The 23,708-nt window shown below is 32.7% G+C and carries 20 protein-coding genes and 3 tRNA genes; 18 read left to right on the top strand and 5 right to left on the bottom strand.

Going from position 1 to position 23,708, the window contains the following annotated elements; genetic code table 11:
• Nucleotides 1-39 precede the first annotated feature (39 nt).
• The 4 genes from N2259_00570 to ileS all read left to right on the top strand — a co-directional run bounded on the left by N2259_00570 (nt 40) and on the right by ileS (nt 7,010).
• Complete coding sequence (locus N2259_00570) at nt 40-1,902, top strand: hypothetical protein (protein ID MCX7778728.1); 1,863 nt, start codon at nt 40-42, stop codon at nt 1,900-1,902.
• A 26-nt stretch (nt 1,903-1,928) separates the two neighbouring features.
• Nucleotides 1,929-2,525, top strand: coding sequence for a methyltransferase domain-containing protein (locus tag N2259_00565; GenBank protein MCX7778727.1), 597 nt, complete (start codon nt 1,929-1,931; stop codon nt 2,523-2,525).
• A 100-nt stretch (nt 2,526-2,625) separates the two neighbouring features.
• The gene (locus N2259_00560; protein MCX7778726.1) at nt 2,626-3,723 is read left to right on the top strand and encodes a hypothetical protein; all 1,098 of its coding nucleotides are present in this window, start codon (nt 2,626-2,628) and stop codon (nt 3,721-3,723) included.
• 371 nt (nt 3,724-4,094) lie between these two features.
• Entirely contained in the window at nt 4,095-7,010 is a 2,916-nt protein-coding gene (gene ileS, locus N2259_00555) for an isoleucine--tRNA ligase (protein ID MCX7778725.1), read from the top strand.
• Between the two features lie 11 nt (nt 7,011-7,021).
• On the opposite strand, the gene N2259_00550 is transcribed toward ileS, so the two are convergent.
• Nucleotides 7,022-7,570 (bottom strand): CDP-alcohol phosphatidyltransferase family protein, encoded by a 549-nt coding sequence (locus N2259_00550; protein ID MCX7778724.1) that lies wholly within the window; start codon nt 7,568-7,570, stop codon nt 7,022-7,024.
• Nucleotides 7,571-7,576: 6 nt separating this feature from the next.
• Between N2259_00550 and tgt the strand changes: the two genes are divergently transcribed.
• Nucleotides 7,577-8,713, top strand: a complete 1,137-nt coding sequence (gene tgt, locus N2259_00545) for a tRNA guanosine(34) transglycosylase Tgt (GenBank protein ID MCX7778723.1) — start codon at nt 7,577-7,579, stop codon at nt 8,711-8,713.
• 75 nt (nt 8,714-8,788) lie between these two features.
• Here the strand turns inward: tgt and N2259_00540 are convergent.
• The 3 genes from N2259_00540 to secG form a co-directional block, all read right to left on the bottom strand.
• Nucleotides 8,789-8,873 (bottom strand) — tRNA-Leu (locus N2259_00540).
• 26 nt (nt 8,874-8,899) lie between these two features.
• Entirely contained in the window at nt 8,900-10,708 is a 1,809-nt protein-coding gene (locus N2259_00535; GenBank protein MCX7778722.1) for an ABC transporter substrate-binding protein, read from the bottom strand.
• 13 nt (nt 10,709-10,721) lie between these two features.
• A complete protein-coding gene (gene secG / locus N2259_00530; GenBank protein MCX7778721.1) occupies nt 10,722-10,943 on the bottom strand; it encodes a preprotein translocase subunit SecG in 222 nt (73 codons plus the stop codon).
• A gap of 121 nt (nt 10,944-11,064) precedes the next feature.
• Between secG and N2259_00525 the strand changes: the two genes are divergently transcribed.
• The 9 genes from N2259_00525 to N2259_00485 all read left to right on the top strand — a co-directional run bounded on the left by N2259_00525 (nt 11,065) and on the right by N2259_00485 (nt 19,302).
• The gene (locus N2259_00525) at nt 11,065-12,027 is read left to right on the top strand and encodes a hypothetical protein (GenBank protein MCX7778720.1); all 963 of its coding nucleotides are present in this window, start codon (nt 11,065-11,067) and stop codon (nt 12,025-12,027) included.
• Nucleotides 11,999-13,309, top strand: coding sequence for an O-antigen ligase family protein (locus N2259_00520; protein MCX7778719.1), 1,311 nt, complete (start codon nt 11,999-12,001; stop codon nt 13,307-13,309). The genes N2259_00525 and N2259_00520 overlap by 29 nt, the downstream gene beginning before the upstream one ends.
• 73 nt (nt 13,310-13,382) lie before the next feature.
• Nucleotides 13,383-13,679: a co-chaperone GroES gene (locus N2259_00515; GenBank protein ID MCX7778718.1), complete on the top strand. Its 297-nt coding sequence runs from the start codon at nt 13,383-13,385 to the stop codon at nt 13,677-13,679.
• A 52-nt stretch (nt 13,680-13,731) separates the two neighbouring features.
• Nucleotides 13,732-15,351: a chaperonin GroEL gene (gene groL, locus N2259_00510; GenBank protein ID MCX7778717.1), complete on the top strand. Its 1,620-nt coding sequence runs from the start codon at nt 13,732-13,734 to the stop codon at nt 15,349-15,351.
• Between the two features lie 17 nt (nt 15,352-15,368).
• The gene (locus N2259_00505; protein ID MCX7778716.1) at nt 15,369-15,686 is read left to right on the top strand and encodes a hypothetical protein; all 318 of its coding nucleotides are present in this window, start codon (nt 15,369-15,371) and stop codon (nt 15,684-15,686) included.
• A 22-nt stretch (nt 15,687-15,708) separates the two neighbouring features.
• The gene (gene ppsA, locus N2259_00500; protein MCX7778715.1) at nt 15,709-18,099 is read left to right on the top strand and encodes a phosphoenolpyruvate synthase; all 2,391 of its coding nucleotides are present in this window, start codon (nt 15,709-15,711) and stop codon (nt 18,097-18,099) included.
• Between the two features lie 253 nt (nt 18,100-18,352).
• Nucleotides 18,353-18,437, top strand: a tRNA-Ser gene (locus N2259_00495).
• A gap of 14 nt (nt 18,438-18,451) precedes the next feature.
• Nucleotides 18,452-19,054 carry an MBL fold metallo-hydrolase gene (locus N2259_00490; protein MCX7778714.1) on the top strand — a complete coding sequence of 201 codons (603 nt, stop codon included), beginning with the start codon at nt 18,452-18,454 and terminating at the stop codon, nt 19,052-19,054.
• A 68-nt stretch (nt 19,055-19,122) separates the two neighbouring features.
• On the top strand, nt 19,123-19,302 hold the full coding sequence (locus N2259_00485) for a hypothetical protein (GenBank protein ID MCX7778713.1): 180 nt from the start codon (nt 19,123-19,125) through the stop codon (nt 19,300-19,302).
• 76 nt (nt 19,303-19,378) lie between these two features.
• Here the strand turns inward: N2259_00485 and N2259_00480 are convergent, their stop codons facing one another.
• Nucleotides 19,379-19,783 (bottom strand): hypothetical protein, encoded by a 405-nt coding sequence (locus N2259_00480; GenBank protein ID MCX7778712.1) that lies wholly within the window; start codon nt 19,781-19,783, stop codon nt 19,379-19,381.
• A 427-nt stretch (nt 19,784-20,210) separates the two neighbouring features.
• On the opposite strand from N2259_00480, the gene dnaG reads away from it, so the two are divergent.
• The 4 genes from dnaG to N2259_00460 all read left to right on the top strand — a co-directional run bounded on the left by dnaG (nt 20,211) and on the right by N2259_00460 (nt 23,477).
• A complete protein-coding gene (gene dnaG, locus N2259_00475) occupies nt 20,211-22,019 on the top strand; it encodes a DNA primase (GenBank protein MCX7778711.1) in 1,809 nt (602 codons plus the stop codon).
• 1 nt (nt 22,020) lies between these two features.
• Nucleotides 22,021-23,130: a sigma-70 family RNA polymerase sigma factor gene (locus tag N2259_00470; GenBank protein MCX7778710.1), complete on the top strand. Its 1,110-nt coding sequence runs from the start codon at nt 22,021-22,023 to the stop codon at nt 23,128-23,130.
• 56 nt (nt 23,131-23,186) lie between these two features.
• Nucleotides 23,187-23,342 carry a hypothetical protein gene (locus tag N2259_00465; GenBank protein ID MCX7778709.1) on the top strand — a complete coding sequence of 52 codons (156 nt, stop codon included), beginning with the start codon at nt 23,187-23,189 and terminating at the stop codon, nt 23,340-23,342.
• A 62-nt stretch (nt 23,343-23,404) separates the two neighbouring features.
• Nucleotides 23,405-23,477: transfer RNA gene (locus N2259_00460), tRNA-Asn, on the top strand.
• The last annotated feature ends 231 nt before the right edge of the window (nt 23,478-23,708 follow it).

Here is a 23,708-nt window from a genome sequence, read left to right as displayed (position 1 = left end):
TTTATTTTTCAACTTGCGTTAGTTTTGTAAGTCTCGTTTATGAATGTTGACAGCCTGAACAGATTTTCTTATTTTAGAAAAAATTTTCAACCAGAAAGTCAAAAATCAAAAAGGCAATTTTTTCTTATTTCTTTTTTTGTTTTGACAATCATTTTCTTTAGCATTCTGGTTTATTTTTTTATTTCCCGCTTTCAACTTTCTCAAAAAGAGAAAAGTGTTGACTTAAGAATTGAAAGACCAGAAACAGTGGTTATTGGTCAAAATTTTCATTGGTCAGTTATGATTAAAAATTATGAAAATTCTGATTTAATTAATGCCGAATTGATGATTAATTTTCCGCAAGAAGACTTTTTTTTAAAAAATATTGAACCCCTTTGTCATGAAACTTTACCGATCGGTTGCTTGATTAATCTTGAAAAAATAAAAAAAAATGAACAAAAAGAAATAAAAATCGAAGGGAAAATATTCGGCCAGCCAGGCGAGAAGAAAATTTTTTCTTCTACTTTAACTTTTCAGTTAGCAAATTTTTCTTCTTGGTTTAAAAAAGAAACTTCAAGCGAATTTATTTTAACAGCTTATCCTTTTGATTGGGAAATTTTTAATCCAACCGAGTTGATGAGAGGCGAGGAGGGTGAATTTAGATTGACTATTAAAAATAACGGCCAGGAAAAAGTTGAGACAAAAATTATTCTTATCTCTCCAGAAGATTTTTCTCTTTCTTTTTCTGAGCCAGAGATCTCTATCTCAGAGAATAAAGAAAAATGGTGGTTGGCAACTTTTGAAGTAGGGGAAGAAAAAAAATTTGACTTCAAGGGATTTTTTTCTCGTCAACAAGAAGAAGAGAGGAAATTTAGAGTTATCATTATTCTTGTTCAGGCCGGGAAAAATTATCTCCAAAAAGAAAAAGAATTTATTCTAAAAGTCATTCAACCAGGCTTCGTCACTGGGTTAAGGATTAATCAAACCTTTAACGAAGAGCAGAGCGCTAATTTTGGTGAGATGGTTGCTTTTAATTTAAGTTATAGAAATATCAGCGAAGAAAAGTTTTTTGACCCTCTTTTTAAACTTTGTTTTAATCAAGTCGAACTTTTAAACCTTGAGAAACTTTCTTCTCTTTTTTGGACCTGGCAATCAGCTGAGAAAAAAATTGACAGTAATCAATGGAAAATTGAACAAGGGGAAAAAAAATGTCTAATCTGGGATAAAAGCCAAATTAAAGACCTAGAAGGCATTGAGGCCGGCCAAGAGGGAGAAATAATTTTTTCTTTAAAGCTTAAATCTTATGAAGAGGTTTCTAAAAATAAACCAATTAATCCCTATCTTGACGTCTCTTTTGTCAGTGAAGCCAATTTATTCCGGCGACAAACCATCGTGTTTCAGACCGAAGCCAATAAAATTAAATTAAAAATTAACAGTCGGGTTAAAATCGAAACCGAAGCAAGATATTTTAGCGATGAAGGTTTAAAAATTGGGAGTGGCCCGCTGCCGCCTCGCGTCGGCGAAACCACTGCTTATTTTATTTTTTTACGACCAGTTAATACAACAAATGAAATTAAAAACATCAAGATTGAAACCATTTTACCTTCTAAAGTTAATTGGTTAAATGAAGAAAGGGTCTCTGTTGGCTATCTTTCTTTTGATAATTTTTCTAGAAAAATTATCTGGCAGATTGATTCGATTCCATCATACGCCGGCGGACCATATTCTTTTTTAGAGGCAAGTTTTAAAATTGGTTTAACGCCAAATGAAGATGATCGAGGCAAAATTTTGACCTTATTAGAAAAAACGACCTTCCAAGCCGAAGATGCTTTTACTGGGGCAAAAATTTATACAGAAGCCAACCCTCTTGACACTAATTTAGAATTTGATGATTGGGCAAAAGGCAGGGGGGTAGTGGAATAAAAAATAAAATTTTTAAAAATTCGAAAATGATTAAACCTTATTATTTAATATTAAAATTTCTTAATCAAATACCTAAAGGCTTTACTTTAGATCTGGGGGCAGGTCGAGGAGGAGATAGTTTTTTCTTAGCAAAAAATGGTTTTGGAGTTGAGGCGATTGATATTGATAAAAATTCTATCAGCGAAATAAAAAGAATTATCCAGAAAAATAAACTGTCGATCAAAGCAAAATGTCTTGATTTTAAAAAATTTAAATTTATTCCAAATAAATACTCCTTGATTTTAGCCAGACAATCTTTAAATTTTATTAAAAAATCAGAATTTCAGAAAATAATTGAAAAAATTAAAAATAGTTTAATTAAAAATGGTATATTTATTATTTCTGCCTTTACAGTTAAAGATTCTTCTTTTAAAAAATTTAAAAAGAAACATCAACCAATAGAAGAAAATACTTTTTGGAGTAAAAAACCACCTCACTGGTGGCATTTTTTCAAAAAAAATGAGTTGAAGAAATATTTCCAAACAGGATTTGAGATATTATTTTATCAAGAAAGAAAAATCAAAGACAAAAAACCAATTTCTCATTTTCATTACATTGTGGAAATAGTGGCGAGAAGAAAATAAAAACTTTCTATTGAAGAAAATGGCGATCAACTTTTCAGAATAATTGATATTTTTTAAAAATAAAAAATTATATTTTTGATAATGTTGTAATTATTATAAAATGAGACAAATTAAATTAAAATTTATCGTCAGTAAATGGACTAACTTCTTTTTTTTGATCGATAACTTCGCTGGTTACAGAAAAACTGTTTTCCATGAATATAACAAAGAAAATATAAAACAATTTGGCCACTTGACTAAGAAAGAAAAGGAGGCTTTAAAAAAATATAAAAAAATAGCAAAAGAAATAAAAAAGAAAAGACATCCCAATGCTTTAAGAGAGTGTTTTTTAAAGCCTATTAATCAACCATCAAAAATTTGGCGTCTGATTTATCAAAGATTTACAAAACTTCAATTAGAGCAATTAACCGATAATTTAAAAAATATTTTTGAAATTTTCCAGCCTCGTTTTGAGAAATTTTGGGGGAAATATTATTATTCGTTAGAAGAGAATTATAAAATTCTAAAAAAATCGTACCCTCTAATAAAAAAACATCTTTCTTCTCTTCTTAATAAACTGAGTGTATTTTATGGCGCCAATTGTACAATAAAAAATATGGTAATAATTTATCTCATAATTATGCCATCTGAAATTTACTGGCAAGGAGGAGTTACTGTCGGTGAAAATAAAATAATTTTAGTTCTCGGATCATTGGATCGAGGGGGGAAAAATATTAATTCTATTTGGAAGTTAATACTTCATGAATTAAGTCATTTATTCTTTGAAACAATCGAATATAAAAATTTAATCAATAAATTTTCTTTATACAAAAAATTAAAATTATTATCAAGGCTTAGATCAATAAAAAGAGAAAGATGGCAAGAATTATCCAACTTTCTGAAAGAAATTATTAACAGTTCAAGTATTTGGAATCTATGTAAATTTAAAAACCCCCCCCTGTCTTCTGACCATAAAAATTATTTAGAAATTATTTCTGCCAAATTAAATAAATTAAATTTACAAAAGAAAAAAAACATTGTTTTTGATTTAAACACCATAAAGCAATATGTTGCTTGGAGGTCAGAACGACTTTTTAAACAATATATTTTAAAAAACAAAAAAATCGACAGAAAATATCTTAAAACAATTTATTCTATCTTATCTCACTATCCCGCCAATCTCTTTAGAGATCTCGGCATAAAAAATGGGCTGGTTTAAATTATAAAACCAACCCCTTAGTTCCATTATCGAGAATGAACGTCTTACATTTTATAACGATCGTGGTAATTTATAAGACAGTAATAAGTTGGTTTATTTGAATTATCTTACTTCAAGATGTTGTTCCATTGAATACGATGACCGTCGAGATTAGTGAACGATTCTAAAATTTAGAATCGTTTTTAAGTTGTTTTTTGGTGATAAGATAAGGGCCTTGACTTGCTAATTTGATACTTCTTGATATAATAAAAACCATCTGTTCATAAAAATTATTAATTTCTGCACATAAATTTCTTCCCAAACAGAAACCATCAAAATTTTGCTTTGCAAAATTAACGGAAAGAAAAAATTTAAAATAATCTTACAAAGATATGTCTATTAACCTTCCACAAATTGAAAAGAAAATCTTAGCCTTCTGGCGAAGAAGTAAAATTTTTGAAAAAACTTTAAAGAAGACAAAAAGGGGAAGACCGTTTGTCTTTTTTGAAGGCCCCCCAACCGCCAATGCCCTACCTGGTATTCATCATGTTTTATCTCGAATTTTCAAAGATATCATTTGTCGTTATAAGACAATGAAAGGTTATTATGTTGAAAGAAAGGCTGGTTGGGATACGCATGGTTTACCAGTCGAATTGGAGATGGAAAAAAAATTGGGCTTGCGCGGAAAACCGGAGATTGAAAAATATGGTATTGCTAAGTTTAATAAGAAATGTAAAGAATCGGTTTGGCAATATAAAAAAGAATGGGAAAATTTTTCTGAAAGAATTGCCTTTTGGCTGGATTACAAAAATGCTTACATTACTTATGAGAATTATTATATTGAAACAGTTTGGTGGATTCTAAAACAGATTTGGCAAAAGGGTTTACTTTATCAAGATTACAAAGTTGTTCCTCATTGTCCGCGTTGTGGGACGACCCTTTCTTCCCATGAAGTAGCTCTGGGTTATGAAAATGTTGAAGACATTTCTCTTTATCTTAAATTTAAAAAAATTGATGACCCCAATACTTATTTTTTTGTCTGGACGACCACGCCTTGGACATTGCCAGGCAACGTTGCTTTAGCCATTCATCCAGGAGCGACTTATGTTAAAGTAAAAGTTAATGATGAATATTTTATCTTGGCTGAACCACGACTTAATGTTTTAGAAAACTTTGAAATTGTTGAAAAATATCAAGGTAAAGATTTAATTGGTCAAAAATATGAAGGACTTTATCCTGCTCAAGTTGAAGGACGGATTTATGAAGTTATCTCTGGCGAGTTTGTTTCAATGGAAGACGGAACGGGTATTGTCCATATTGCTCCAGCTTTCGGTGAAGAAGATATGGAAGTGATTAAAATTCAAAATTCAAGATTCAAAATTCAAAATTTACCTACCTTTCCCATCTTAATGACTGTCAATCCTGATGGAAATATGGCTAAAGGAATTATTGGTGAAGGGAAGTTTGTTAAAGAGGCAGACAAAGATGTGATTGATGATTTAAAAAAGAGAAATATTTTATGGAAATTAGAAAAAATTCATCATGATTATCCATTTTGTTGGCGTTGCGATTCGTCACTTTTATATTACGCGAAAAAATCATGGTTTATTAGAATGAGTGAGCCGAAGATAAAAGAAGAATTGATTAAAAACAATGAAAAAATAAACTGGGTTCCCTCTTTTATCAAAGAAGGACGTTTCGGTGTTTGGCTTAAGGAAGTGAAAGATTGGGCTTTATCAAGAGAAAGATACTGGGGAACACCTTTACCAGTTTGGCAGTGCCAAACTGGTAAATCTCAAACCTCGAATTTCGAATCTCAAAAATGCGATAATACCAAAGTGATTGGTTCGTTTGAAGAATTAGAAAAATTAAGTGGTCGCAAAGTACAAGATCCACATCGGCCCTATATTGATGAATTTGTCTTCCAGTGTGAAAAATGCGGTGGAAAAATGAAAAGAGTGCCGGAAGTTATTGATTGCTGGTTTGACTCCGGGGCCATGCCTTTTGCCCAACACCATTATCCTTTTGAAAATAAAAAAAGATATGAAAAAAATGAAGTTTTTCCGGCCGACTATATCGCTGAAGGTATAGATCAAACCCGCGGTTGGTTTTATACTCTTTTAGCCATTTCCACTTTATTAGAAAAAGGACCAGCCTACAAAAACGTTATTTGCCATGGATTAGTTTTAGATGAGAAAGGAGAAAAAATGAGTAAATCGAGAGGTAATGTTGTTGAACCAGAAAAAATTATTAATCAATATGGGGCTGATACTTTACGTTTTTATTTTTATACCATTAACCAGCCCGGTGAAGCAAAATGTTTTTCTGAAAAACAAGTTGAGGAGGTGATGAAAAAAGTTTTTTTGATTTTGTGGAATGTTGTTTCTTTTTACGAGATGTATAGAGGGAAAATAAAAATTACTAATCTTACTACTCAAGATCTTGTTCATGTTCTTGATCGCTGGATTGTTGCTAAATTTAATCTTTTAATTAAAGATGTTAGTGATTGTTTAGAGCGATATGAGATTACCAATGCCGCCCGCTCTCTAGCTAATTTTATTGATGAACTATCGACTTGGTATTTACGGCGAAGCCGTGAAAGATTTAAAAGTGAAAAAAGAAAGATAAAATTAACAGCCTTAAAAACTTTGAGATACATCATCCTTAATCTAGCTAAAATATTAGCTCCTTTTACTCCCTTTTTAGCCGAGTATATTTATCAAACAATAAAAGGACCAGCCACATCTGTCCATTTAGAAAATTGGCCCTCTCTGCGCCAAGACTGGTTTCAACAAAAAATTATTGATCAAATGAAAATAATTAGGGAAATTACCCACCTTGGTCTTGAACAACGAGCGAAAAACAAAATTCCTCTTCGTCAGCCATTGAATAAAATTACCATTAAATTTCCTCAACTCAAGAAATTAGAGAGAAATTTGGAACAGATCATCTTGGATGAATTAAATATTAAAAAAATTATCTATCAACCAACGACCGAAAAATCAGTAGAACTTGATTTTACCTTAACACCCCAACTCCGAGAAGAAGGGGTGCTGAGAGAATTGGTACGACAAATTAATTTTTGGCGAAAAGAGAAAAAATTGACCCTCAAAGATAAAGTCAAGATTTATTATCAAACAGATTCAAAAAAATTGACAAAAATTATCGAAAAAAATTTAGCCATCCTTAAAAAACAGACACTGGCCAGCAAGATAGAAAGAAGGGAAAAACTGTTAAATAAACAAAAAAAAGAAATAGAGATTGAAAGAGAAAAACTATTTCTCGTTTTAGGCAAAAAAGAAAGATAATTTTATCGTAATCAATTTTTCAGTATTTTACCAATCTGTAAAGAAGTACCAGTAAATGACGAAACAATGGCTAAATGAAGAAAGGTTGAAGAGAGAAAAGCGAGGGAAAAAGGAGCGAGAAGAAGAAAACCAAGCCCTAAACCAAGGAACCACATTTTAATTCGATTAGGAAAATTAGCTGCAGTTTTTAAAGGAAGACGAAGAAAGCGGCTGAAAAGGACAACTAGGACGTGGATAATTTCTAAAACCACAACTAAAATGACAAAGGTTAGATTTAAAAACCTGAAACCTAAAATTAAAAAGGGGATAATAATAAAAATTTTATCAGCACTAGCATCTAAAATTGTCCCCTTTTCTTTGACTTGATTTTTTAGTCGAGCCACATAGCCGTCCAAAGCATCAGTCAATAGACCCATTAGATAAAAAATAAGCGCCGTTGCATACCATTTTATTAAAGAGAGGAAAATGACCAAAGGAGCAAAGATGAAAAATCTCAAATAGGTGATTAAATCAGCTTTTATCCAATTTTGAGAGAGAATAAATTTTTCTATTTTTTTCATTATTTTATGTCTTTTATCATAACTAAGAAATCAAAAAGGTCAATGGCAAGAACAGGGAAATTAGAAACCGCTCACGGTTTTGTTCAGACACCGATTTTCATGCCGATCGCCACGCGGGCAGCAGTAAAAAATTTAACCTCTGAAGAACTAAAAGAAATAGGGATAGAAATGATTTTATCTAATACCTATCATTTATTTTTACAGCCCGGCGAAAAAATTATTAAAAAAATTGGTAGCCTGCATTACTTTATGAATTGGTCGCAACCAATTCTAACTGACTCTGGTGGTTTTCAAGTCTTTTCTTTGGCCAAAATGAGAAATATCACAAATGATGGTGTAGAATTTTCTTCCGAAATTGATGGTCGAAAAATTTTTTTAACTCCGGAAAAAGCCATTCAAATTCAACTTGATTTAGGTTCGGACATTTTAATGTCCTTAGATGAGTGTGTTGGTTGGCCGTGTACAAAAAAAGAAGCCGAACAAGCGGTAGAACGGACAACTTTATGGGCAAAAAGGGGTAAAAAATTTTTTGATCGAAAAACAAATTCAGAATTCAAAATTAAAAAACCTCTTTTATTCGGAATAATTCAAGGTTCAATTTTTAAAGATTTACGCTTGAAAAGTGCCCAAGAAATTTTAAATATCGGCTTTGACGGTTATGCCGTTGGTGGTTTAGCTGTTGGCGAGCCAGTGAACAAAATGTGGCAAATTTTAGATTATTTAGCACCTCTTTTACCCGAAAATAGACCAAGATATTTAATGGGGGTTGGTAAACCAGAACAAATAGTTCAAGCTGTCAAAATAGGGATTGATATGTTTGACTGTGTTATTCCGACAAGAGAAGCGAGGCACGCTAAAATTTACAAATTCAAAATTCAAAATTCAAAATTCAAAAAGTCAATTCAAAATTCAAAATTTTATGAAGAATTAAATTTACGTAATACTCAATATCAAAAAGATTTTAGACCGATTGACGAAAATTGTCGTTGTGAGACCTGTCGAAATTATTCACGGGCTTATTTGCGTCATTTATTTATTACCCAAGAACCATTGGCCTTGCGTTTAGCCAGCATTCATAATTTAAAATTTTATTTTGATTTGATAAAAATAATCCGTCAAGCCATTAAAGAAAATAATTTATAAATTTTCAAAGAGGCGACTCTTAGCCAAACTTAAAAAAAGGTGAAATAATGGCTACTCGCCTTTTTAAATTTCACCTGGTGCCGATGGTGGGATTCGAACCCACAAGCCTTGCGGCACACGGCTCTGAACCGTGCGTGTTTACCAATTTCACCACATCGGCTCAAAAAGTTAATGCAGTTAAAGTTTTTATTTTTTACTTCTTTTTGTATAAATATACCAATTTTCAATATTATTAAAACGATCAGAGGGAAAAATTAAATTTTGGGACTTAAATCCTTTTATTTTTTGATCAAGAAAATAGTCTAATCTCTTTTGATAAAGAAAAATAACTGGTATTTCTTTAGAAATTATTTCTTGAAACTCAGTATAATATTTTTTTCTTTCGCTTTTATCAAAAACTATTCTTGCTTTTTCTAAAAGAGCATCAACTTTTATATTTTTGAAATTAGAAAGATTGAGTCCACTTTCAATTTGAGACGAATGCCAGAGAGAAAATGGATCAGGATCATAACCCTCGATTAGACTATATAAAAGAGCATCATAATTTCTTTTTTTGATTTCTTCAAGAAGATCATCTTTAGAAAAAATTTTTAAATCCGTTTTTATACCTAGATCTTGCCAAAAATCTTTGATGACTTCTGCTATCTCGCTATGTCTTAAATGATCTGAGGTAATTAACTTTATTTCCAAAAGCCTATTATTTTTATCAGTTAACCATTGACCTTTCTTTTGCCAACCAATTTCTTTTAAAACTTCTTTTGCTAACAATGGATTATATTCATAATTTTTAATTTTTTCTATTTTAAAATCTTGGTTAATAAGCGCACCTTCCATTAATTCTACATTCTTTAAATTTTTCACAATTTCTTGTTTATTTAGAGAAAGAGACAAGGCTTCTCTAATTTTTTTATTCGACAGAACTTCGCTTTTTTGGTTGAAAAAAATAGCCGTGTAATAGGAGAGAGGTAATTGATAATAATTTACCGTTTTTAAAAGACTCTCTTCAATTTGATTTTTCCCTAGAGAAGAAAGGCCTTCAATTTTTTTTGTTTTTAAATTTTCTAACCCCTCTTCTTTTGTTCTAAGAAATTTTAAATTTAACTTTGATAGATAAGGGGATTTAAGATAATACCTTTTATTTTTTTCTAAAGTTAAACTCTCAATTTCTCCTTGTTTATTTTTTACCATTCTTTTTAATTTAAACGGCCCGGTGCCAATAAGAGAAAAATTCAATTCATGAGAAATAAAATTCTCAGGAGGTATCTTCTGCCAAAGATGTTTTGGCAAGACACCGAAAGTTAAAAAACTTAAAAACGGAGAAAATGGCTTTTCTAAAGAGAACCGAACTATTTCATCATTGATTTTTTGTATTTCAACATTAAGAAAACTCTCTCTTAACGGGCTTTTTGTTCTTTTATCTTGAATTGCTTGAAAGGTAAAGACAACGTCATCGGCATTAAATTTTTGTCCATCATGCCAAAAAACATTTTTTCTAAGATAAAAAACAAAAGTTTTTCCTTCATTTTCTATCTCCCATTTTTCCGCCAGATCGGGAACCGCCTCTCCATTTTGCCATTTGATTAGACCAGAAAAAACGAGCCTGGCGACATCAGCTTCTACTTTATCGGGTGAGATAAAGATAGGATTAATTAAACTTGGTTGACCAATAATCCCTTCGGTATATTCTCCGCCCTCGCTTGGTTTAAGCGGGAGGTGAAGATAAATTCTGAGAAAAAGAATGCTTAGACTGAAAATGGTCAAAATTAAGAGAGCCCCAAGAGTAATTTTTTCTTTCTTGCTTAACAAAGAGGGGAGATATTTTAATTGTTTTAAACTTAATTTTTTTAAACTAGAAAATTTAATTCCTTTTGTCTTCTGAGAAAACAATTTTCTAATCAATTCTCGCTCCCAGTCTAAATGCTTTTTGATAATTTTAATCAAATTATCTTCTTTATCTTTTAAGTCAATAAAAAAATTTCTAAAGAACTTAAACATTGTTAATTTAAATTTACCGCGCCATGAAAATATTTGCCAACCCTAAACCTAAAAATAAAACCGCCAAGATAACGGTGATAATAAAAAGAGTTTTTTCAATGCCTCTTTTAGTACGAAAAACTGAACTTTCGCCGCCGAAAACCGCAGAAAGACCAACCCCCTTTCCTTGAAGAAGAATGGCGCCAATTAATAAAATTGAAACAATGACTTGAATAATTTGAAGATATTTTTGCATAGACTTCTACTAATTACAAATTTATTACGAATATACAAATATTTTAGCAGAGATCCAAAACCTGTCAAATTGTGGTATAATATTAAAAATCTCAAATTTCAATTACCAAGTTTAGGGTTATATGGACGAATTGGGGAAAAATATCTTTAAGACAATCGCCTGGTTTGATATTTTTGATTACCCCTTAACGGCGTGGGAGGCTTATAAATGGTTTTTTCAATCTTCAAATCTCAATTTTTCAACCCCGAAACTCGAAGAAATAAAAGAACAATTAGAAAAAAGCGAAGAATTAAAAAAACTCATTAGCTATAAATACGGGTTTTACTTTTTAAAATGGCGAGATGATTTAATAAGGATCAGAAAGCAAAGATATTTAATTGCCGAGAAAAAATATCAAAAATTATTAAAAATTGCTAAATTTTTGGCCCTTTTACCATTTATCAGACTTATTGCCGTTGCCAACGGTCTTTCTTATTCTAATGCTAAAGAAGAAGATGATTTAGATTTATTTATTATCACTACCAAGAATCGAATTTGGCTTACCAGATTTTTTTCTATTTTAATTTTAAAAATTTTTAAAGCCAGACCAACCCTGGCTGATAAAAAGGATAAAATTTGTCTTAATTTTTTTATCACCGAAGATTCTTTAAATTTAGAAAATATAATGCTGGAAGAAAAAAATGATCTACCAGACATTTATTTTATCTATTGGCTAGCCTGGCTTTATCCAATCTATGACGATGGAATATGGGAGAGATTTGTTGAAAAAAATCAATGGATCAAAAAATATCTACCCAACCATTTTCCTCAGGAACCAATTGTAAGAAGGAAAATTATTTTAAAACCATTTAGTCGATTTTTTAAAAAATTCTGTGAAAAAATTCATTCAGGAAGTTTTAATGGTCTTTCGGAAAAATTCTATCGCTGGCTTCAATTAAAAATTATACCAAAGCATTTAAAAGAAATGGCTAATAAAAGCACAAGTGTTATAATAAATGATAAAATTCTAAAATTTCACGATAAAGATAAAAGAGAAGAATATCGAAAAAAATTTTATGAAAAGGTCATTAGATCTTATTGTTGAATACTTTTTCTATCTTTTTCTTTTCTTATTGCCTTGGCAGACGAGGTTGATTTTGAAAGAAGGGGTTTTGAATGGGGGATATTGGGAATGGGGAACGATTTCTTTATACGCGATTGATATTGTTTTCATTATTCTTTTACTATTATTTTGTTTAGAGAAACTGATTTCAAAAAATTTTCAATTTTCAATTTCTAATTTTCAAACAAATTCAAAATTTAAAACTCAAAATCCTAAATTCTATATTCTTGTAATAATTTTTTTGCTCTTTACTATTTCTTCTACTTTCTGGGCAAAAGATAGAAACCTATCTTTTTACTGGTGGTTAAGGATTTGTCAAAGCGTAATTTTGTTTTTTCTTCTTCAGAAAATTAATTTTGATTTGATAAAAGCTGGTTTTACTTTAGTTTTAGCAGGTTTGGTTCAATTTTTCTTGGGTTTAAGTCAATTTATTCAACAAAAAGTTTTTTCTTCAAAATGGCTAGGTATGGCAGCACAAGATCCAGCCCAGGCGGGTGTTTCCGTTATTGAGGTGGGTGGTGGTCGACTTTTAAGAATTTATGGTTCATTGCCTCATCCTAATATCCTGGCTGGTTTTTTAGTTTTTGTTATCTTTATCGCCTTCCTTGCTTATTTTCTCACTCAAAAAACTTGGCAAAAATATTTTTTTCTTTTAGCCACCTCTCTGATTGCGATCGGTCTTTTGTTAACTTACTCAAGGGCAGGATTGGTTTCTTTAATTTTAACTATTATTATTTTTAGTTTAGTGTTGTTAAAAAAGAATTTAGCCCATCTTCGGACACCATTTTTTGAATTTTTTGGTTTAGTCCTGATTGCTGCTTTAATCTTTGGTGGTTTTTTTGTTCATGATTTGATAACAAGAGCCCAACTAAAGGGAAGACTAGAGAAAATTTCTCTGAGCGAAAGAATTTCCAGTTTTCAACAAAGTCAAAAAGTGATTCAAGAAAATTTTCTCTTTGGTGTGGGTTTGGGAAATTATACCCTTCACCTTGCCCAAAAATATCCGAACCTTTCTGTTTGGGATTACCAACCAATACCTAATATCTATTTACTCGTTTTAGCCGAATTAGGGATTCTCGGTTTGATTTTATTTCTTTTCATTTTATTTTATTCTCTTTCAAAATTTTCTATTCTACATTCTATTTTCTTTCCCCTGTTAGTTGTCGGTCTTTTTGACCATTGGCTTTTTTCTCTTTCCTTTGGTATAATTTTATTCTGGTTGAGTTTAGGTCTCCTGTGGAAAACTTCATTAAAAATTTCTTGACAGCAGACGGTTGATTTTCTATTTATATTTATTAAGAAAAAAATTTTAATTAAAAATTAATAAAAATAAACCTATGACTAAATTAAAACCCCTTCATGATAAAGTTATTATTAAACCCATCGAAGAAGACGAAAGAACTAAGGCAGGTATTGTTTTGCCAGATACAGCAGAGAAAGAAAAACCAGAAAAAGGTGAAGTTATTGCCGTTGGCCCAGGTAAACTTCTTGAAAATGGTCAGCGGGCGCCTATGAGCGTTAAGGTTGGCGACAAGGTTATTTTTAAGAAGTATTCTCCTGATGAGGTGAAAATCGGTAAAGAAGAATTTTTAGTGATTGATGAAAGTGATATTATTGGCATCATTGAATCATAAACAACTTTTTATATTTATTTTTTAATTTTTTATTTTTAATTAATGTAATCATATGGCTAAAGAAATTTTATTCTCAGAAAAAGCCAGAGCAGCTCTTAAGAAAGGAGCTGATAAATTGGCTAACGTAGTGAAGTTGACTTTAGGACCAAAAGGGAGAAACGTCGCCCTTGATAAAGGGTTTGGTTCGCCAATGATTGTTTCTGATGGAGTGACGATCGCTAAAGAGATTGAACTCAAAGATAAATATCAAAATATCGGTGCCCAACTTCTTCAAGAGGTAGCTTCAAAAACCAATGACGTAGCCGGCGACGGAACAACAACCGCCATTGTTTTAGCCCAGGCTTTGATTAATGGTGGTTTAAAAAATGTGGCAGCTGGAACGAACCCATTAGCGATTAGAAGAGGTATTGAAAAGGGTGTTGAGGCTATAGTCAGAGAGATTAAAGAGAGGATTGCTCAACCGGTTAAAGGCAAAGAAGATATTGAACATGTTGCTTCTATTTCCGCTAATAGTAAAGAGATTGGTAAAATGATTGCTGAAGCGATGGAAAAAGTTGGTAAAGATGGCGTCATTACTGTCGAAGAGTCTCAAGCTTTTGGTATTGAAGTTGAAGTTGTCGAGGGGATGCAGTTTGACCAAGGCTATGTTTCTCCTTATATGATTACCAATCCTGAAAGAATGGAAGCGGTTTACGAAGACCCTTATATTCTAATTACCGATCAAAAAGTTTCTGCACTTAATGACATTTTGCCATTAATGGAAAAAATGGCGACGAGCGGCAAAAAAGATTTAGTAGTTATTGCTGATGAAATTGAAGGCGAGGCTTTAGCCACTTTTGTCGTGAATAAACTCCGTGGCACCTTCAACACTTTAGCCGTGAAGGCCCCTGGTTTTGGTGATCGGAAAAAAGAAATGTTACAAGACATTGCGGTTTTAACTGGTGGCAAGGTTATTTCCGAGGAGGTCGGTCTAAAATTAGAAAATGTGAGCCTGAGTGATTTGGGTCGAGCGAGACGAGTAGTGGCTAGCAAAGAGAAAACCACTATTGTCGAAGGTAAGGGCGATCCTAAGAAGATTAAAGAGAGAATTGCACAAATTAAAAAAGAAAAAGAAGAGACAACGAGTGATTTTGATAAGGAAAAATTAGAGGAAAGACTAGCAAAACTAGTTGGTGGTGTAGCTGTTATTAAAGTCGGAGCGGCAACTGAAACAGAACAAAAAGAAAAACAACATCGTGTCGAAGATGCTGTTGAGGCAACAAAGGCAGCCGTAGAAGAAGGAATTATCGTCGGTGGTGGTGTAGCTTTAATTCGTTGTCTACCAGCTTTAGAAAAAGTAAAAGTCGAAGGAGACGAAAAGGTTGGTTTAGAAATTTTGAAAGCCGCCTTAGAAGAACCAATTAAACAGATTGCCGAAAATGCTGGTCGTGATGGAGCTGTTGTTTTAGAAGAAGTAAAAAAACATGAAGGTAATTACGGTTATAATGCAGCTACTGATTGTTTTGAAGATTTGGTTAAAGCCGGCGTGATTGACCCAGCGAAAGTAACACGAACAGCTCTTCAAAACGCTGCCTCGGTCGCCGCTTTACTTTTGACTACTGAAGCAGTGGTAGCTGAAGTACCGGAAAAGAAAGAGAACAAAACGCCAACCTTGCCCGAGGAAGAATACTAAAGAGTTTAATTTCTAACATGGACAAAGATAAAGTTAGTTTAATCTCTCGATTGTGGGCAATTCCTGCCTATTTGTGGGTTTTTGCCTTTTTGCCTTATTTTTTGAAAAGAAAAGATGAATTTGTTTATTTTCACGCTAAACAGGGTGTAGTGATTTTTATCGTGGAGCTCTTTTCCCTTTTAATTTTCCCAATTCCATTTATTGGCCAAGTGATAGGTTTAATAGGTTTAATTTTCTGTAGTTTACTTGCCTTGCGTGGTATGTTGAGTGGTCTTAGTGGTAAAAAATGGTCGATGCCATGGCTCAATCGGTATACAGAGAAAATAATAAAATAAATATTTATTTTTGATTAATGAAATGATGGCCAAAAAATTAATTGTTTGGTACAGAGAAATAAGCATGAAAAGCATTTCCTTGGTTGGCGGTAAGAATGCTTCTTTGGGCGAGATGATGCGACACTTAGGCAAACAGATTAATATTCCCGATGGTTTTGCTACCACCGATTTTTTTTATTGGCAATTTTTGAAAAAATCAAATCTCAAATCTCAGATTGTAAAAATTTTAAAAGGATTAGAAAGGAAAAATATCAGAAACCTTAAAGAAAGGGGAGCGAAAATTAGAGATTTAATTTTGAAAACGGAGTTTCCAAAAGAATTGGAAAAAGAAGTTATCCGGGCTTATCGAAAACTTTGTCAGAAGTATAAAACAAAAAATTTAGACGTGGCTGTCCGTTCTTCAGCCACGGCTGAAGATTTGCCAAATGCTTCTTTTGCCGGTCAACAGGAGTCGTTTTTAAATATCCGCGGTGAAAAAGAACTGCTTTTGGCTGTAAAAAAATGCCTTGCCTCTCTCTTTACTGATCGAGCTATTTCTTATCGAGAAGATATGGGTTTTGATCATTTAAAAGTTGCTTTATCAGTTGGTGTCCAAAAAATGGTTCGTTCCGATTTGGCTTGTTCAGGTGTTATGTTTTCATGCGACACGGAAACAGGCTTTCCTGATGTCGTTTTAATTAATGCTGGTTATGGTTTAGGAGAAAATATTGTCAAAGGGAAAATTAATCCTGACCAATATTATGTTTTTGAAAAAACTTTAAAAAATGGCTTTCAACCAATTATTGAGAAAAAAATGGGTACAAAAGAATGGCGCTTGATTTATAATCATCAAGGCGGAACAAAAAATGTGGCTGTTTTGAAAAAAGAACAGAAAAAATTCGTTTTAACTGATGAAGAGATTTTAACTTTGGCCAGATGGTCTTGTTTAATTGAAAAACACTATGGACGACCAATGGATATTGAATGGGCCAAAGATGGAAAAGATAAAAAGTTATATATTTTACAAGCCAGACCGGAAACTGTTGTTTCAAGAAGAAAAGTCGATTATCTTGAGGAATATGTTTTAGAAAAATTAAAAATCAAAAATCAAAAATGTAAACCCATCCTTGAAGGTTTAGCCGTTGGTTCTAAAATTGGTCAAGGTAAGGTGAGGGTGATAAGAAATATCAAAGAGTTGGTTAATTTTAAAAAAGGAGAAGTGCTAGTGGCTAGAGTAACTAATCCAGATTTTGAACCAGTGATGAAAATTGCTTCGGCTATTATCACCGATAGTGGTGGCCGAACCTCTCATGCCGCTATTGTTTCACGGGAAATTGGTGTACCTTGTGTTGTCGGCACAGGTAAGGCAAGTAAAATTTTAAAAAATGGTCAAGAAGTCACTGTTTCTTGTGCTGAAGGAGAAAGAGGTTTTATTTATGAGGGGCTTTTGCCATTTAAAATTAGAAAAATTAATCTCGCCAAATTAAAAAGACCGAAGATAAAAATAATGATGAATTTAGGCGAACCCGATCAGGCTTTTAGTCTATCTTTTTTACCTAACGATGGCGTTGGTTTAGCCCGAGAGGAATTTATCATTGCCAATCAAATTAAAATACATCCCATAGCCCTCATTAATTATAAGCAACAACCGCCGAAGATCAAAAAACAAATTGATCAACTTACTTTTGGCTATCAAGATAAGAAGCAGTATTTTATTGATAAATTAGCCGAAGGTATTGGTAAAATCTGTGCGGCTTTTTATCCGAAAGAGGTTATTGTCAGATTTTCTGATTTTAAAACCAATGAATATGCCAATTTAATCGGCGGTGCTCAATATGAACCTAAAGAGGCTAATCCGATGATTGGTTGGCGCGGTGCTTCAAGATATTATGATGAAAAGTTTAAAGAGGCATTTGGTTTAGAATGCTTAGCTATTAAAAAAGTTCGCGAAGTTTTTGGTTTAGATAATGTTGTGGTGATGATTCCTTTTTGTCGAACAGTGGAAGAGGGAAAGAAGGTTTTAAAAATTATTGATTCATTTAGTTTAAGAAAAAAATTAAAAGGACTTAAACCATTAAAAGTTTATGTTATGGCGGAAATTCCCTCCAATATTATTTTTGCTGAAGAATTTTCTAAAATTTTTGATGGTTTTTCGATTGGTTCAAATGACTTGACACAACTAACATTAGGCCTTGACCGTGATTCAGATTTAGTTTCTCATCTTTTTGATGAGAGAAATGAAGCAATTAAGAAATTAATTCGTCATTTAATTAAAACCGCCCATCGTTATGGTCGAAAGGTTGGTATTTGCGGTCAGGCACCAAGTGATTTTCCTGATTTTGCTAAATTTTTAGTCAAAGAAGGAATTGATTCAATCTCTTTAAATCCAGATACAATTTTAAAAACAACTCTAGAAATTTCAAAAATTAAATAAAAAAGTTTATCCACATTGATTTTTTGAAAAATAATTTATATTTTTTAAAAATTAAAAATTATTCTCTTTATTTTTATATTTTTTTCACCATTGACGACCCTCTAAATTGACGACCCTCTAAATTGACGACTCTCTAAATTGACGACTCTCTAAGTTTCCTGTCATATAAACCAGCGTGTTAACACGTTGAGACAGAGATAGTTAAATAAAGAAGGGTTGATTTTTTTGAAAAATTAAATAAAATAAAAAAAGAGGAGGGTTGCGCCGAATGGTAAGGCACACGCCTGGAGAGCGTGGATCCCGCAAGGGATTTGTGGGTTCGATTCCCACACCCTCCGTTTAAATTAAAAATATGGCCAAAACTTATCAATTAGAAAATTTAGAAATCACTTGGCTTGGCCACGCCAGTTTTAAAATTAAAAACGGAAACCAGATTATTTACCTTGACCCCTTTAATATCTCTTTTGGCGAGAAAGCAGATTTAATTTTGTGTACCCATGACCACTTCGATCACAAAGATGAAAGGTCAATTCAAATTCTTGCTAAGACAGAAACAGAAATTTTGATTGGTGGGGAAAATATCAGAGAGGGCGAAGAAAAGGAGATTAATGGTGTCAAAATAAAAGCCGTGCCAGCCTATAACCTGACCAAGCCGTTTCATCCGCGGGGCAAAGCCGTTGGTTTTATTTTAGAAATTGAAGGTCAAAGAATTTATCATGCTGGTGATACCGACAAAATTCCAGAAATGACTGAGTTAGGTAAAATTGATTTGGCTTTATTGCCGATTGGCGGTACTTATACAATGAATGAAAACGAAGCAGCCGAAGCCGTTAAAATGATTCAACCAAAAAAAGTGATGCCCATGCACTACGGCAGTTTATCTGAAACGCCAGGCAATCCAGAAAAGTTTAAAGAATTAGTTGGTGATCTCTCAGAGGTTATTATTTTAAATTAAGAAACTATCTTAAATTAAGAAACAAATATAAGATAACAATTGGGCGAGGATTTGGTGGTACTTCAGTAATGGAGCATGTTGGCATTCCCAAATTTGACCCTCAAAATCCGCTTCATCAAAAACTGGCTGAAATCTCTAAAAAATGCCACCAATTAAAATTAGAAGGCAAAGAAAAAGAAATCGCAAAATTAGAAAAAGAAAATGATAAACTGGTGGCAAGTCTTTTTAAAATAAAAGATAAAATTTAACAAAAAATCGCCTAAAAATTTGTTGGAGAAAAATAAAAATAGCCATTATTGTTTGGCTATTTTTGCACATTTTTTATTACATTGATTCAGAAATATCAGGAATATTAGGTTTTGGACCCTGAAAATCATCAGGCTTAATTTCAAAGACTTGACAAATCTCGGTTGCAGTTAAACCTTTATTGATAGCTGCAAGAATTTCATTGACCGGCATGTTTCGATAAGATAATTCGGTTATAATTTCGACAACCAACCGGTTGTTTTGTTCTATCGCCTCTTGAGTATTAAGCATTTGTAAAATTTCTTCTGCAGTTTTATTTTCATCAATGGCTTTGATTATTGACTCTATGCCGGGCGTTTTTGTTTTTAAGTTCTGATCAAAAACTTTCATTGCCTCGATTAATTTTTCCATTAACTGGCTATTATTAAGAGTATTTAAATTTTTTATTTCTTGAAAAAACTTTTCTTTCTCAGGGTCGTTCATATTTTATTTCCTCACGAAAAATTAAAGCATGTTTTTTAACACTTGTCAAGCTTGATGAAATTGATACAATGGCTCTATGTATATCAAATTTTTTCATCAAAATTCAACCAAAGATATTAAAATTGCTGGCGGCAATAATAATCTTTTTCGGGACCAATTACGACTTTGTAAAATAGATATTTAGTAAAGTTGCCACAAAGAGATTGGCGAGGATTTTATATAGATTTTTAATAAAACATGAAAGCTTCGAAAGTAAAAACAGGTGAAACCTTGTTTTTGATGAAACGTTCCTTTTCTTAGAAATTTTTATCAAAGATTTTTACTAATCGTGAGAAGAGATAAAATTTCTTAATTGACAAGATGTTTTATTTATTTATAATTTAAATAAGGCTTTTTATTCTTAAGCCTTATAATTTCATTTTAAAATATGGCCAACCTTAGTCCGATTGATGAGATAAAAGCAAAGTTGGATTTAGTTGAGATTGTTTCTGAATACGTTCGTCTTACACCAGCCGGGATAAACATGAAAGCTCTTTGTCCCTTTCATAAAGAAAAAGTACCGAGTTTTTTTGTCTCGCCAGAAAAACAAATTTGGAAGTGTTTCGGTTGCGGCAAAGGAGGGGGCCTTTTTGATTTTATTATGGAAATTGAAGGTGTTGACTTTCCTCAGGCTTTAAGAATTTTAGCCAAGAAAGCCGGGATTATTTTAAAAACGCGCGATTATCATTTGACGAGTAAAAGAACAAAACTTTTAGATATTTGTCGTGAAGCAGCTCAATACTACCATTGGTATCTTTTAAATGCTAAAGGTGGCGAAAGCGCCAGAAAATATCTTGAAGAAAGAAAAATTTCTCAAAAAACAATTAAAGAATGGCAAATTGGCTACGCTCCTCACCAAAGGCACCTTCTTTATACCTTTCTTACAAAAAAGGGTTTTAAGACCGAAGACATCGAAGAAGCAGGTTTGATTGTTAAAGAACCGACAACTAATATCCAAGAACCAACCTTTAATTATTACGACCGTTTTCGTGGTCGAATTATTTTTCCTGTTTTTGACATCTTTAATCAGCCGGTTGGCTTTTCCGGCCGGATTTTGCCTTCTTTAGAAAAAGAAGGGGTGCCGAAATATATTAATACTCCAGAAACTTTAATTTATAACAAATCTCGCTTGCTTTATGGATTGAATCAGGCCAAACTAGCAATTAAAAAAGAAAATTTTGCTATTTTGGTTGAAGGCAATATGGATTTGCTTACTGCTTGGCAAGCCGGCACAAAAAATGTTGTCGCTACCTCTGGTACAGCCCTAACCTTAACGCAAGTAAAAATTTTGAAAAGATATTCCTCAAATTTATTTTTAGCCTTTGACCTAGATCCGGCTGGTGAAACAGCTACGCAAAGGGGCATTGATATTGCTTTGACCGAGGAAATGAATGTGAAGATCATTCAACTTCCGGCCGGTAAAGATCCAGACGAATGTATTCGAGAGAACAAAAAACTTTGGTTTGGAGCGATTAGCCGAGCTCAACCGATTATGGAATATTATTTTTCCTCTGCCTTTACTCATTTTAACCCCCATCAAGTTGAGGATCAGAAAAAAGTCGCCAGGATTCTTTTACCCATCATTGCTAAAATTGGTAATTTGATTGAACAAGATTTCTGGTTAAAAAAGTTAGCCGAAAAAGCCAATCTTTCTTATGAAATTTTAAGAGAAAGTTTAAGAAAAATTAATCAAAAAAAATCAGAAGTAAAAGAAGAAACACCAGTTATTCAAGAAAAAAACCAAGAATTAGAGACGCAAGAAAGATTTTTGGGGTTGCTAATTAAATTTCCCGAGCAAGTTTCTTCTTTTTACGAAGAATTAGATGAAGAAATTTTTACGAATGAAAAATTAAAAAAAATTCTTAGCCATTTAAAAAAATGCTATAGTCTTATTTCTTTGGAGAATAAATTGATTAGCTACGAAGAATTTATTAAAGATTTAGACGAAGAGACTAAATCGACAATAGATTTTTTGATCCTAGCCATTGAGAAAGATTTTGTTAATCTGGATAAAAAAACGGTTGATAAAGAATTAGAATTCCTTTTTAAAAAAATAAAGAAGAATTTTATTTTTAAAAAATTAAATTTAATGAGTGAAAACTTAAAAAAGGCAGAAAAAGAAAAAGATCAGGAAGTAATAAAAGTGTTAAGCGAAGAAGTGAATCAATTAACCCAACAATTAAAAAAATATTTATAATATGCCAAGAAAAAAGAGAAAATATTCAGTCTTCTCACCGGAAAAAATTGAAGCCTTAATGAAGAAGGGGCATAGCCGTGGTTTTGTTACCGAAAATGAAATTATTTTTGCCTTTCCCAACAATATTGTAAAATACCTCGACGAACTAGAATCTTTGCTTGATCGTTTAGATCTGGCCGGCATTAAAATAATTGAATCAAAAGATTCTTTATTAGAAGTGGAAAAAAAAGAGCCGAAAGCAAAAACTGAATTTACGCCCGAGTTTTTTGATTTAGATAAAATTTCCATCGATTCTATCCAGATGTATCTCAGAGAAATTGGTAAGGTTCCGCTTTTGACACCTGAGGAAGAAATTGAGCTAGCAAAAAGAAAAGAAAAAGGAGATTTAGCCGCCATGCAACGATTAGTTGAGGCTAATTTGAGATTAGTTGTTTCCATTGCCAAAAAATTTGTTGGTTATGGCTTAACTTTTCTTGACTTAATTCAGGAAGGTAATCTTGGGCTTTTTCGGGCGGTGGAAAAATTTGATTGGCGAAAGGGCTATAAATTTTCTACCTATGCTACCTGGTGGATCACTCAGGCCGTAACTCGGGCACTAGCCGATCATTCACGAACAATTAGAATTCCCGTTCATATGGTTGAGGTTTTAAATCGCTTACAGCGTGCTTCAAGATCTTTGACCCAAATGTTGAGTCGTGAACCAACACCAGAGGAAATTGCTGCCGAAGCCGGAGAAGATATAGAAAAAGTAAGAAGCTTGCTAGAGATTTCTCAAGATGTAGTCTCTTTAGATGCAACAGTGGGTAGAGATGAAGATAAAGATGCAGTCTTAAGTGATTTTATTGAAGATTTAAAAACGATTACTCCAGACCGCGCCGCCGCTTTAAAAATTTTAAAAGAATATGTCACAGAAATTGTGAAAGAATTACCTCCTCGAGAGAGGAAAATTTTAGAAATGAGGTTTGGTTTAGTTAACGGCATTGCTCACACCCTTGAAGAAGTTGGCAAGAAATTTAATGTCACCCGTGAGAGAATTCGTCAAATTGAGGCCAAAGCTTTAGAAAGAATTCGTGAAATGAAGGGCGTTGAGAAAATAAAAGATTATTATTAAGTTTTGTAAAACAAAATTTAATAAAATATAAACTCTAGACTTTATACTATAAACTTATGGGATTTCAATTCAGAAATTGGCAGATTGATAAAGATGCCAGAAAATTTAGGAGAGAAGCGATCAAACAAATTCTGGGCAAAATTCCTAAAACAGAAAAAGCTGAAAAATTGATCGCTCAGCTAGCTGGTTTTCGTCGTTTCTTGCAAAAATAATAAAAGAGTGTATAATTTTTCTGTTTAAAGTTTAGAGTTTAAAGTGTCCTTTGGGTATTTATTCCGGCGTAGCTCAATGGTTAGAGCAACTGCCTGTTAAGCAGTGGGTTGCAGGTTCGAGTCCTGCCGCCGGAGCAAAGGAGATAATTCGGGCATTGCTTTCTCGAATTGTCTCTTTTTTTTCAGTAAATTTGGCTGTTCGAAAATTTCAGGATAATTTTGGGCCAGATTAATCACTTTCGAATTCGGCGAAGACTCGTAAATTTGGGGCAATTTGGCCACCGAGCCGCGAAGCAGCGAGGCGGAAACAAACACTAATTTTTCAAAACTTCCTGTCTGGCTCCATCTCCTGAACGAAATCCGAAC

The sequence above is a fragment of the Patescibacteria group bacterium genome (assembly GCA_026417895.1).
Classification (GTDB): Bacteria; Patescibacteriota; Patescibacteriia; order UBA2591; family CALHIP01; genus CALHIP01.
This window is presented reverse-complemented; position numbering and strand designations above follow the sequence as displayed.

Excerpts from the sequence above, each read along its gene's own strand:
- N2259_00570 (MCX7778728.1), top strand. The coding sequence starts at position 40 with ATGAATGTTGACAGCCTGAACAGATTTTCTTATTTTAGAAAAAATTTT.
- N2259_00565 (MCX7778727.1), top strand. The coding sequence starts at position 1,929 with ATGATTAAACCTTATTATTTAATATTAAAATTTCTTAATCAAATACCT.
- N2259_00560 (MCX7778726.1), top strand. The coding sequence starts at position 2,626 with ATGAGACAAATTAAATTAAAATTTATCGTCAGTAAATGGACTAACTTC.
- ileS (MCX7778725.1), top strand. The coding sequence starts at position 4,095 with ATGTCTATTAACCTTCCACAAATTGAAAAGAAAATCTTAGCCTTCTGG.
- N2259_00550 (MCX7778724.1), bottom strand. The coding sequence starts at position 7,570 with ATGAAAAAAATAGAAAAATTTATTCTCTCTCAAAATTGGATAAAAGCT.
- tgt (MCX7778723.1), top strand. The coding sequence starts at position 7,577 with ATGTCTTTTATCATAACTAAGAAATCAAAAAGGTCAATGGCAAGAACA.
- N2259_00535 (MCX7778722.1), bottom strand. The coding sequence starts at position 10,708 with ATGTTTAAGTTCTTTAGAAATTTTTTTATTGACTTAAAAGATAAAGAA.
- secG (MCX7778721.1), bottom strand. The coding sequence starts at position 10,943 with ATGCAAAAATATCTTCAAATTATTCAAGTCATTGTTTCAATTTTATTA.
- N2259_00525 (MCX7778720.1), top strand. The coding sequence starts at position 11,065 with ATGGACGAATTGGGGAAAAATATCTTTAAGACAATCGCCTGGTTTGAT.
- N2259_00520 (MCX7778719.1), top strand. The coding sequence starts at position 11,999 with ATGAAAAGGTCATTAGATCTTATTGTTGAATACTTTTTCTATCTTTTT.
- N2259_00515 (MCX7778718.1), top strand. The coding sequence starts at position 13,383 with ATGACTAAATTAAAACCCCTTCATGATAAAGTTATTATTAAACCCATC.
- groL (MCX7778717.1), top strand. The coding sequence starts at position 13,732 with ATGGCTAAAGAAATTTTATTCTCAGAAAAAGCCAGAGCAGCTCTTAAG.
- N2259_00505 (MCX7778716.1), top strand. The coding sequence starts at position 15,369 with ATGGACAAAGATAAAGTTAGTTTAATCTCTCGATTGTGGGCAATTCCT.
- ppsA (MCX7778715.1), top strand. The coding sequence starts at position 15,709 with ATGATGGCCAAAAAATTAATTGTTTGGTACAGAGAAATAAGCATGAAA.
- N2259_00490 (MCX7778714.1), top strand. The coding sequence starts at position 18,452 with ATGGCCAAAACTTATCAATTAGAAAATTTAGAAATCACTTGGCTTGGC.
- N2259_00485 (MCX7778713.1), top strand. The coding sequence starts at position 19,123 with ATGGAGCATGTTGGCATTCCCAAATTTGACCCTCAAAATCCGCTTCAT.
- N2259_00480 (MCX7778712.1), bottom strand. The coding sequence starts at position 19,783 with ATGAACGACCCTGAGAAAGAAAAGTTTTTTCAAGAAATAAAAAATTTA.
- dnaG (MCX7778711.1), top strand. The coding sequence starts at position 20,211 with ATGGCCAACCTTAGTCCGATTGATGAGATAAAAGCAAAGTTGGATTTA.
- N2259_00470 (MCX7778710.1), top strand. The coding sequence starts at position 22,021 with ATGCCAAGAAAAAAGAGAAAATATTCAGTCTTCTCACCGGAAAAAATT.
- N2259_00465 (MCX7778709.1), top strand. The coding sequence starts at position 23,187 with ATGGGATTTCAATTCAGAAATTGGCAGATTGATAAAGATGCCAGAAAA.